Source organism: Thalassotalea sp. G20_0 (assembly GCF_017744175.1).
Taxonomy (GTDB): Bacteria; Pseudomonadota; Gammaproteobacteria; order Pseudomonadales; family Endozoicomonadaceae; genus Endozoicomonas.
On record NZ_JAGHQV010000085.1, the window covers coordinates 1 to 10,487 of the forward strand.

Below are 10,487 nucleotides of genomic sequence, written 5' to 3' on the forward strand. Positions count from 1 at the left end.
CAGTTAAGCCTGGCGACCATAGAAGGTTAGAACCACCTGATCCCATCCCGAACTCAGCAGTGAAATGACCGATCGCCGATGGTAGTGTGGGGTCTCCCCATGTGAGAGTAGGTCATCGCCAGGCACCAAATTCTATAATCTTTGAGAGTAAAGCTTGAAGATACCAGTTTAGTCTGAAGACCATAGAGCATTAGAACCACCTGATCCCATCCCGAACTCAGCAGTGAAATGATGCATCGCCGATGGTAGTGTGGGGTCTCCCCATGTGAGAGTAGGTCATCTTCAGGCACAAAATATAAACCCCCGATAGCTTGGCTGTCGGGGGTTTTATTTTATCATGGTTAAAAAGTGCAACAGAAAAATCCTATCTTCGCTTAAGTAGCGCTGCGCTTGAATCAAATGCACCTGATTCTGGCCATGGGATATCACCATCTCTGTGAATGTTCTTCTTCACACCAAATTGATTGTTTGTAAGAGCAATTATCTTTTCCAAAGATGAGTTGTTGAAACTTGTTATTTATTTCCTTGGTTAAGTCTGGGTCTCTGACCTGTGAGTGTTCAATGTTTTTGCTGCTGTTTTTTTTCTAACATCATAATCATGCAAAGCTTTTATATTGTATATTTTTTCACTATTTTTATGCTTTAAGAAAAGGTTATCTATATGATCTGATTAATAGTATTTAACCTTATCTTATGCAAAATTATTCATTAATAAGTCTGTGTTCTGGCTCAAGGTATTGATAGGCACAATTTTGCACTGAACAATTTAATTGTCTTAACTGTTAATTATTTAAAAATGATTATGTCTGCTTTCTGTTGATCAGCTTCAGCGTTCCAGCCTTTAGAGCACGCTGATCCATTTTAACTGCTCATGTACGGTATGTTGTAAATGACTCCGCTTAAAAAGGTTGTTCCAATAGCAATCATCTTTCTGGGGCTGTTCGGCTTTCCGGAAATGGTGTTTCCCGAAGGTGTCTTGTCAATTTTGCAGCAGCGGGTGTTGGCCATTTTTATTCTGGCAACCCTGATGTGGGTCAGTGATGCCGTGCCAGCCTTTGCAACATCTCTTCTGATTATTACACTCTTGGTATTGACCGCTTCAAACAGCGCACCTTTTCCGCTCAGGGATGGTCTTGGTGAAGACATGCTGAACTATGTGTCTATTTTCAATAGTCTGGCATCACCCATCATTGTCCTTTTTCTGGGCGGGTTCTTTATTGCTCTGGCCTGTGCCAAGTACAAGGTAGATATCAATCTGGCCCGTGTTCTGTTAAAGCCTTTTGGCCAGAAGTATGAAATTGTGATGCTTGGTGTGATGATCATCACGGCCACCTTCTCCATGTTCATGAGCAATACAGCGACCAGTGTGTTGATGCTGACTATTATGACGCCATTGTTGGCTCGAATGGACAGTGAAGATCCCGGATGTCGGGCAATGGTATTGAGTATTCCTATTGCCGCAAACCTGGGTGGTATGGGGACCCCGATTGGAACTCCGCCCAATGCCATCGCTTTCCGTTATTTTGTCGGTGAGCATGCGTTGTCGTTTGGTGGCTGGATGCTGTTTGCCGTACCGATTACTGTCGCTATGATTGCTTTCAGTTGGTGGTTACTGCAAAAGATGTATCCCTCCAATGGTGGCCATCTGGATGTCCGGATTGATGGTCGTTTTGAAAGAGGGCTGAAGCCGTACATTGTTTATATCACTATTGTGGTGACCATCCTGCTGTGGGTGTTCTCCGATGTCCACGGCATTAATGCCTGTGCCGTTGGCATTATTCCGGTGGCTGTATTCAGCCTGTGTGGCATTGTTGATAAGCATGATCTGAAGCATATCAGCTGGGATGTGCTCTGGCTGCTTGCCGGTGGTATTGCCATTGGTACTGCGCTTGCCTCGTCTGGTCTTGCCGGGTTGCTTGTCAGTATGGTGCCATTTGAACAGTTCGATGCGGTGACCATCATCCTGGGCATCAGCGTGCTTTGTATGATTATGGCGACATTTATGTCCCATACGGCCACTGCAAACCTGTTAATGCCCATTGCCATCTCCATGTCCAATTCTGTGGTCAGTATTGCAGAGCAGGGAGGACTGGTTGTGATGGGTACGGCGGTTGCCCTGGCGTCTTCCCTGGGGATGGGCCTGCCAATCAGCACACCGCCCAATGCACTGGCTCATGCTACAGGGTTGGTGGATACCAGGGACTTTATCAAAACCGCTCAGATTTTAAGTCCGCTGGGGGTTTTATTGATCTTTTCGGTATTGATGCTGATGACCTGGATGGGCTTCTTTTAAGGGGGAATGTCAGGTATGCGTTTTATTTTTGACGTTGAAAGAGATGACAACCCCGAGATCGGGGTTGCCAAATAGAGGGAGTCTGATCAGAAGTAACCCAACACACCCAGCAGGGTAATCACTGCAAAGATCAGAATGACACCAATGGTACTGATGAACTTACCAGCCTTGATAAAGTCTCTGCTGGCAACCATTCCGGTGGCATGGGCCAAAGCGTTGGGTGGAGTACTGATAGGCAGTGACATTCCCATGGATGCTGAGAGAGCAACCGAGATAACCATAAGGCTGATCCCGCCATAATTTTCCAGCCCGCTCAGAACCGTAGCGACTGAAACCGCAATTGGCATCAGCAGGTTTGCTGTGGCGGTATTGGACATAAATGTTGCCATCACCATTGAGACCACAGCCATCAGGAATAACACCACAAAGGTTCCCATGGTGTCGAAGGGAATGGTGTGAACAATAGAGCGTGCCAGGCCGCTTTTTTCCAGGGCATAGCCCAGGGCAATACCGCCGGCAATCAGCCAGAGTACATCCCAGTTAATATTTTTGATGTCGTCGGTATCGATAATGCCTGAAAGGGAGAAAACGATAACTGGCAGTAAGGCGACAGTGTACGAGTTTACGCCATGAATGCTGGAGGTGGTCCATAGCAGTACCGTCGCGGCGGTTGTTGCATAAACAAGGTAGGCTTTTGGCGATTGTTCAAAGGTGCAATCGATTTTAACGGCAAGCTCTTTGATGTTTCCCGGATAAAGTTTACGCAATAATACCCAGGCAATCATAATTAATACCACGGCCATGGGGATGGCAAACAGCATCCACTCGCCAAAGGTGATGGCATGCTCGCCGGTTAAATAGCGAAAAGCAATGGCGTTCGGTGGCGTGCCGATGGGGGTTCCAATACCGCCGATATTGGCGGCAATGGGCACAGCAAGAATAACACCCTTGACGGCATTATCCGTGGTATCAACGTTTGCCAGCAATGGCGTCAGCAAGGTAAGCATCATCGCTGTTGTTGCGGTATTACTCATAAACATGGAGAAGAAGGCGGTAATACCCATCAAACCGAGCATCACTTTCTGGTAATCACTGCCAATGGGTTTTAACAATACTCTGGCCAGGTTGATGTCCAGTTTGTACTTCGTGGCAGCAATGGCAATGAAAAAACCGCCAAGAAACAGGACAATAACCGGGGCTGCCAGACTGCTGAGAATTTCTTTGTAGCTGAGCATGGCCTCCGGATTCAATGCTTCCCGGAGAAAGTACGGGCTGGTATTGGACACCATGGTGGCCAGCAGGCCCAGAATAAGCAGTGACGTTGCATAGGCTGGCACGGCCTCAGAGACCCAGAGCAATGTGGCCATCAGGAAAATAGCCAGCACCCGTTGCTGTTCAATGGTGAGGTTGGCAATAGGGATAAATTCAGCGGGAATGAAAAACAGAAAGAAGAAAGAGGCTGCAATCAGCGACAGCTTGAGAATACGCGACATAGACGTCATTCAACCCTTGAGATGCAAATAACAGTTTAAAATTCTTGGTGGTGTTCATCATGCATCAACGGTGCAGCAAACGTACTGAAGCAGATCAATGAAACATCATTTTCGAAAAGTGAATATAGTTCAGGCAGAAAAATATTGGCAGATTGCATGACTACCTGTGTCAATGCATTTTCAGATACAGGGCTTGGGTAGTGTAATCGGTTGTCTTGCCAGCCACTCCCGCTCCCACCGGGGGATTTCATCGGCGGGCATTGGCCTGGCAATGAAGTAGCCTTGTGCCTGGTCACAATTTAACTCATTCAGCAATTGCCAGCCTTCGAGTGTTTCTACTCCCTCGGCAACGGTTTGCATATTCAATTTGTGGGCCAAGCTGATATTGGCTTCAACAATCGCTTTATGGTTTTTGTCACTACAGGCATTAGAGACAAATGAGCGATCAATTTTCAGCTCACTGAAAGGGATTCGGTTTAACTGCTGCATGCTGGAATAGCCAGTACCGAAGTCGTCAATAGAGAGAGAGAAACCATGGAGTTTGAGTCTGGCCAGTGTTTCCAGGGAAAGCGCAGCATTTTCAATCAGACTGCTTTCGGTAATCTCAAGAGTCAGGAGCTCTGGTGGAATACTCAAACCCCGCATCTTACCAATCAGCATGTCGGGAAGGTCTGTATTGGTGAGAGTGGCTGCAGAAAGGTTGATGCCAACGGCAATGTTTCTGCCCTGCTCACGCCAGACTTGAATCTGCTCCAGTGCCAGGTCGATCATTTTTGTGGTCATGGGGGTTATCAGGCCAGAGCTCTCCATCATGGGGATAAAGTGGACTGGGCTGATAACGCCAGCTTCCGGGTGATGCCAGCGGGTTAGCGCTTCAACAGAAATCATTCGGCCACTTTTCAGCAAGACCTTCGGCTGGTAGTAAAGCACGAACTGATTGGCCTCAATGGCTTTCTCAAGGGCTTCTTCATCAAAGACCAGCTCTCTGGTGGTGACGGGGCAGGCGTTATTCTCAGTCTGTTCTGAGCAGTAAAATTCCAGTAATTCTCTCAGACGGGGGCGGGACATTGGTTTGGGGATATGGCCCAGCACCATCAGGCCATGAGCTTGAGCCATATCACTGACCATTCGGACTAAAGCTGCCTCCATGGCACTGAGCACAATTACGCCCCGGGCAAGCTTTTGCTCCGCCAGGTGGCGGATAAACCGGATACCGTCCATACCCGGCATATCGAGGTCACAGATGACGATATCAACGGCATTCCTGTTTTGCAGAAACTTCAGAGCCTCTTTGCTGCTTTTTGCTGTATGCAGTCTGTCAATATTAAGGCCTGAGACTGTTTGCTCTGCCACCACTCGCTGAAAGGGGTGGTCTTCCAAAACCAGGATACTGAGAGAAGTGATGTTACTGTCCATGTAATGGCCGGGTGAAAATGATTCAATTTATAAATTATGGCGTATTGGACAGTGTTGGAGGTTTTTTTTAGCGGTTATTGGATAAATGGAGCCAGAGTGACAGTTATCAGAAGGATCAACTTCTGATAACTGTTGGCAAAAGATCAGTTGCCAGATTTTATTCTGGACCACTCGCGGGTGATGTAACGCTTCAGTTTGGATGGCAGTTCTTTGAAAACAAAGAGTTTTTCCATGGTTTCATCGTTTGGGAAGACACCGGGGTCTTTAGCAATATCTGCATCCACATACTGTTTAGAAGCAGGGTTAGGGTTGCTATAGGTCACGTAGTTGGTCACATCAGCAATCACCTTAGGTTCCATCAGGTAGTTCAGCATCTGGTGGGCGGCGTCTTTGTGAGGCGCATCATTAGGAATGGCCAGCATATCAAACCACATGGCTGCACCTTCTTTGGGCACGACATAGCGGATATCCAGGCCGTTACCCGCTTCTTTAGCCCGATCTCTGGCAATCATCGCGTCACCAGACCACATCAGGGCCACACAGATATCGCCATTGGCCAGGTCAGACAGAGAGCGGGAAGAGTGATAGTAAGCGATGTAAGGAGAAATCTCTTTCATCTTGGCCACGGCTTGTTTGTAATCCGCCATATCCAGACTATCGCCGGGAATGCCGAGGTAAGCCATCACAGACGGCAGCACTTCACTTGCGGCGTCAAGAAACGCAACACCACAACTTTGCAGCTTCTTCATATTCTCCGGCTCAAGGATCAGAGACCAGCTATCCACCGGGGCATCCTTGCCGAGCGCTTTTTCGACAGCCGCCTTGTTATAGCCAATACCGGTGGTTCCCCAGAGGTAAGGGATACCGTAGGTATTGTTTTCATCAAAGTTGTCTGAGATCGCCTTCATAATGACGGGATCAAGATGTTTCAAATTAGGCAGTTTGGACTTATCCAGCGGCTCATAGACACCGGCACGAATCTGGGTCTTGTAGAAATCGTGGGAAGGAGAGACCAGATCGAAACCGCTGCGACCGGAGAGCAGTTTACCTTCAAGTACCTCATTACTGTCATAAACGTCATAAACTACGTCGATGCCAGTTTTGTCGGAAAAGTTCTTGACGGTATCTTCCGCGATGTAATCGGTCCAGTTATAGAAATACAGTTTTTCAGCCTTGTCATCTGAGGCCTGGAGTTGGGCAGCACAGAGCAGTGCGGCGACGATGAACGTTCTCTTAATCGGTTTCATAAACGTGCCGTGAACCTTATACAAGGAAAATAATAGGGAGCGAGATTATATAGCAGTAACATTGTTCTACAAGTCTGTTCCTAAGTAGCTGGCCATATGGAGTCAGAAATATATGATTTCATATGGTTAGCTACTTATTGTTTACCAGACAGAATTCCGGAGTTATCAACAGAATATCTGGCAGGGCGACCAATTCCTGCGATAATGGGTAGGGTTGTGATCGGTTTGAGACTAAATTGATGCATGCTTTTCGTTCGATTCTTCTGGCCGTTACCCGGCAACACACCTCGGATATGGAGCTACAGCAGGCCTTTCGGCTGGCTCTGGATAACCGGGCCACCTTATTGATCGCCCTGTTTGACCAGAGCCTGGAAACTCTGAATCATCTGCAATTTGTCCCATTGGAAAAAAAACTGGAAGACCACCTCAGGCAGCAACTTGAGGATGAGCTTGAGCGCCTCAAGGCCATGGCCTGGGAGCAGGGGATCGAAGCAGAGACATTGATTGTTCCCGGCCGACCCCGGCAAGCCATTTACAAGGTGATCAAAGAACATCATATTGACCTGGTCATCAAACTGGCGGATGCCAGTGGCGCGCTGACTCGTAAACAGTTAACGGGCAATGACCTGGCTTTGCTCAGAAAATGCCCGGTGCCCATTTTGATGATGGCCGACCGGGATCAGCTCCCACAATTCAATGGCAAAATCCTGGTGGCCGTCGATGCTGGCGACCCGGACTCGGATGCCCATGATCTGAATCGCACGCTTTTACAATACGGTCTCTATCTGGCCAGTCAGGAAAAGGCTGCGTTGCATCTGGTCAGTGTCTGGAATGTACCCTTGGGTCGGCGCTCCCTGAAAACATTGTCTGATGAAGAGCTTTATGAATTGCAGGAAATAACCCAGCGGCGCTACCACAACAAATTACAGGAGGTCATGCAGGAAGTTGGCGTGACTGAGAATGATGACCAGCAGGTATCCATTCATCTGCTCAGGGGCAACCCGGCGACCGAAATCCAGCAACTGGCCAATGAGCTGAATGTTGATGTTATTGTGATGGGCACGCTTGGTCGCCATAAGGAAGGCATTCTGGTGGGGAATACGGCTGAAAACATCATGAACAGCATCTACTGCTCAATACTGGCGGTGAAGCCGGAAGGATTTATCAGCCCGCTGGCAAAAGCGGCCAGCGGCTGATCAAACTGAAGGAAGAGGTCAGGGCTTGAGGCCGCTCATGTGTTCTATCGCGATACTGATCTCTTCATCAGAACAATCCATACAGGTACCTTTGGCAGGCATACTGCGAATACCGTTAATGGCATTGGACAGCAGGCTGCTGAACCCGCCAGCGGTTTTCTCAGCGGCTTGCCATGCTGCGGCATCGTCCTTTTTGGGAGCACCTAACAGGCCAGAGCCATGACAGGCCACACAAAACTGATTGTAAACTGCATCGCCACTTCTTGGGCCACTGCTGGAGCTGGCTACTACCCCTGCGGCACTGGCACACTCTTCACCTGCGAGACAGACGAAGCCCACAGGAGCAAGACGCTCGCTTATCTCACCACGAGTAATTGAATCAAGGTCTGCAGTCGGCTTGGCAAACACCAGCGACGCGAATAGTCCCCCGACTAACAGAATCAAAGCACGCATATGAGTTCCCATTGACACTCGCTTGTCCTCTTAAGGCGATTAATGGCTATCTTATTTTAGGCGTTGCCAGAGCTGATACTGCCAGAGCTGGTAAAAAGTAGCTTAAGACTCGCTGATAAGCTTTCGCCTGTGTAGCCGAATTATTCCGGGCAATGGGATTATAGATCAATTGGTATCCCCGAAACAGGGGTTTATACATTGTGGGTTTCGGTAATTATCGTGGTTTGCCATTATTAAGTACTCGACCGGGGCTTGAACAACCTACTGAGCCAGCTCACGGAACGCAGATGATGAGAGCAGGTCATTAAAAGAAGACTGAGACGCTTTTGAAATTGGTACCAGGCAGCAGTAAAAAAATCATAGACAGTCCAAGGGTGGATCAGTATTATTGGCAACCGCTGGAGCAGCTGTCTGCTGGTCTGGAAGTGCACCCGTAGCTCAGCTGGATAGAGCGCTGCCCTCCGGAGGCAGAGGTCAGAGGTTCGAATCCTCTCGGGTGCGCCATAACGGCGGTATCTGCACTGACAGTAAGTGCTTACATTTCTCCCTTCAAAAAATTCTATCCTACGTATAGCCTACACCTGAGATCGAGATTTTCTCGTTTTTCGCCGTCAGATTGTATCCATAGTCGTCTATATCGATCATTATTTTATCTGTTTTACTCGCTCTTGATCGTTCTGGTCATCCATAAGATTGGCTTTTTTAGACGCCAAAAAATATGGATAAAAATCGTTCTTCATCGTTTTGATTTGATGGAACCGCTACTTCATGGCTCTCTCCTGAAAAAACAGCATATTGACTCTATCACTACGACTGATCAGGGAGGACTCAGCGATGAGCAATAAAAAGGTTATGCGTTTCAGCAAGAGTAAGTTGATGGCTCTGAAACCGGCTAAGCAAGATTATTTTGTGCGCGATGAACTGGGGGCTGGCTTGCGAATCAAGGTCAGTAAGTCCGGAACCAAGACCTTTCAGGTGCAAAAGCGTCATGCTGGAAAAGTTAAGACGATTACTCTGGGAAAGTTTGTTGATGCTAACGGTAGTATGCAAATCCATCCAGAGCAAGCCCAGAGGCGGGCTCGGGAAATTTACAGCGAAATAACACTGGGTATAAAGCAGGAAGCAGATTCGCAAGAAGGGCTGATAACGTTGAGAGAGTTTTTTAAAATCTATCCAAGCTATATTCAGGGGCAGCTAAAAACCGTGGATGCGACGCTGGCTCGTATCAAAAAAAATTTCGCTTACCTCTTTGATTCTCCTCTCAAGGATATAACCCCTAAGGTCATTCAACGATGGCGTCGACAGAAAATTGCGGAAGGCTTATCCAATGGCACAATTAACAGGAGTGTTAGTTCTTTGCGTGGTCTCTTATCTCGTGCTGTTGATGATGAAATTCTGGAAATCCACCCGCTCCATCGGTTGAAGCCGCTTTCAGAAAATAAAATGAAACGAAAGCGCTTTTTAAATGATCAGCCTGAGGTGGAAGGAGAGCTGAGCGAGCTTGATCGATTTATACGGGCCATGGTTGTCCGCGAGGATGCACTTCGAGAAAAACGCCGGAAATATAACGTGTGGAGAAAGGAGCGGGACTATGATCTTCTGCCTGAACTGGATGAGTTTTTTGTTGATTATGTGCGACCATTATTGATGTTAGCACTTTATACCGGAATGCGAAGAGGCGAATTGTTTCGACTGATGTGGTTCAATATTGATCTCAATCGAAAACTTATCCATTTGCCTGAAAGCATCACAAAAACCAGTAAGGGTAGAACGATTGCATTGAGTGATAATGCGCTTGCATTACTCCTGCAGTGGCGGAAACAGTCTGGAAGCCAGGGGCTGGTATTCCCAAGTCCAAAAACGGGCAAGCAATTGGATAACATCGATAATGCCTGGAAAACGGTTTTGCGCCACGCTGGATTAAATGTTGGCAAGGGGGATCCACGGCATTTTCGGTTTCACGACATGCGTCATACATTTGCTTCATTGCTGGTTAGTAAGGGTGTGAGTCTTGCACGAGTGCAGCAATACCTTGGTCATACAACCATTGAAATGACAATGGTATATGCACATCTGGCTCCAGAAAAAGGTGAAGCAGAAGTCAATAAACTGGATTTTTTATATTGACTTTCTTGTTGAAATTGTATCTAAAAACGTGATTTTGGATAAGTCAATGTTCTTTTGAAAAAATGTTAAAAAGTATGTTGCAGGCATGGTTTAAATTTGGTGTAGTGCAAGTATGTACAGTATTTATACTGTATATAGTGCCTGTCAGAAAACCCATGAATAATCCGACTCAACAGGCACTGACAAAATTTTTTTTGAAAACAAAACAGGCCGCTCATGCCAGTCACCTCCTTTTTTGATCAAAACTTAATCATTTCCCCGT

At 47.2% G+C, this 10,487-nt stretch carries 7 protein-coding genes, 1 tRNA gene and 2 rRNA genes; 6 read left to right on the plus strand and 4 right to left on the minus strand.

The genetic code is table 11. The annotated features are described in order from the left end of the window. The first annotated feature begins 8 nt into the window (after nt 1–8). The 3 genes from rrf (J7438_RS23940) to J7438_RS23950 all read left to right on the plus strand — a co-directional run bounded on the left by rrf (J7438_RS23940) (nt 9) and on the right by J7438_RS23950 (nt 2,293). Nucleotides 9–124 (plus strand): 5S ribosomal RNA (gene rrf / locus J7438_RS23940). Nucleotides 125–172: 48 nt separating this feature from the next. After that, nucleotides 173–288: ribosomal RNA gene (gene rrf / locus J7438_RS23945) — 5S ribosomal RNA — on the plus strand. Between the two features lie 601 nt (nt 289–889). Next, a complete protein-coding gene (locus tag J7438_RS23950; protein ID WP_209278578.1) occupies nt 890–2,293 on the plus strand; it encodes an SLC13 family permease in 1,404 nt (467 codons plus the stop codon). An 86-nt stretch (nt 2,294–2,379) separates the two neighbouring features. On the opposite strand, the gene J7438_RS23955 is transcribed toward J7438_RS23950, so the two are convergent. The 3 genes from J7438_RS23955 to J7438_RS23965 form a co-directional block, all read right to left on the minus strand. Further along, nucleotides 2,380–3,786, minus strand: a complete 1,407-nt coding sequence (locus J7438_RS23955; protein ID WP_209278579.1) for an SLC13 family permease — start codon at nt 3,784–3,786, stop codon at nt 2,380–2,382. Between the two features lie 180 nt (nt 3,787–3,966). Then, nucleotides 3,967–5,202 carry a GGDEF/EAL domain-containing response regulator gene (locus J7438_RS23960; protein ID WP_209278580.1) on the minus strand — a complete coding sequence of 412 codons (1,236 nt, stop codon included), beginning with the start codon at nt 5,200–5,202 and terminating at the stop codon, nt 3,967–3,969. A gap of 143 nt (nt 5,203–5,345) precedes the next feature. Beyond that, nucleotides 5,346–6,449, minus strand: coding sequence for a polyamine ABC transporter substrate-binding protein (locus J7438_RS23965; RefSeq protein WP_209278581.1), 1,104 nt, complete (start codon nt 6,447–6,449; stop codon nt 5,346–5,348). A gap of 239 nt (nt 6,450–6,688) precedes the next feature. Between J7438_RS23965 and J7438_RS23970 the strand changes: the two genes are divergently transcribed. Further along, nucleotides 6,689–7,645 (plus strand): universal stress protein, encoded by a 957-nt coding sequence (locus J7438_RS23970; protein ID WP_209204653.1) that lies wholly within the window; start codon nt 6,689–6,691, stop codon nt 7,643–7,645. Nucleotides 7,646–7,663: 18 nt separating this feature from the next. Here the strand turns inward: J7438_RS23970 and J7438_RS23975 are convergent, their stop codons facing one another. Then, nucleotides 7,664–8,098 carry a c-type cytochrome gene (locus tag J7438_RS23975; RefSeq protein ID WP_209278582.1) on the minus strand — a complete coding sequence of 145 codons (435 nt, stop codon included), beginning with the start codon at nt 8,096–8,098 and terminating at the stop codon, nt 7,664–7,666. A 427-nt stretch (nt 8,099–8,525) separates the two neighbouring features. On the opposite strand from J7438_RS23975, the gene J7438_RS23980 reads away from it, so the two are divergent. Both J7438_RS23980 and J7438_RS23985 read left to right on the plus strand, forming a co-directional pair. Then, nucleotides 8,526–8,602 (plus strand) — tRNA-Arg (locus tag J7438_RS23980). A gap of 330 nt (nt 8,603–8,932) precedes the next feature. After that, the gene (locus tag J7438_RS23985) at nt 8,933–10,225 is read left to right on the plus strand and encodes a site-specific integrase (protein WP_209278583.1); all 1,293 of its coding nucleotides are present in this window, start codon (nt 8,933–8,935) and stop codon (nt 10,223–10,225) included. The last annotated feature ends 262 nt before the right edge of the window (nt 10,226–10,487 follow it).

Bases quoted from the DNA above. Each gene is read 5' to 3' on its own strand.
- J7438_RS23955 (WP_209278579.1), bottom strand. From the start codon at position 3,786: ATGTCGCGTATTCTCAAGCTGTCGCTGATTGCAGCCTCTTTCTTCTTT.
- J7438_RS23960 (WP_209278580.1), bottom strand. From the start codon at position 5,202: ATGGACAGTAACATCACTTCTCTCAGTATCCTGGTTTTGGAAGACCAC.
- J7438_RS23985 (WP_209278583.1), top strand. From the start codon at position 8,933: ATGAGCAATAAAAAGGTTATGCGTTTCAGCAAGAGTAAGTTGATGGCT.
- J7438_RS23975 (WP_209278582.1), bottom strand. From the start codon at position 8,098: ATGCGTGCTTTGATTCTGTTAGTCGGGGGACTATTCGCGTCGCTGGTG.
- J7438_RS23950 (WP_209278578.1), top strand. From the start codon at position 890: ATGACTCCGCTTAAAAAGGTTGTTCCAATAGCAATCATCTTTCTGGGG.
- J7438_RS23970 (WP_209204653.1), top strand. From the start codon at position 6,689: ATGCATGCTTTTCGTTCGATTCTTCTGGCCGTTACCCGGCAACACACC.
- J7438_RS23965 (WP_209278581.1), bottom strand. From the start codon at position 6,449: ATGAAACCGATTAAGAGAACGTTCATCGTCGCCGCACTGCTCTGTGCT.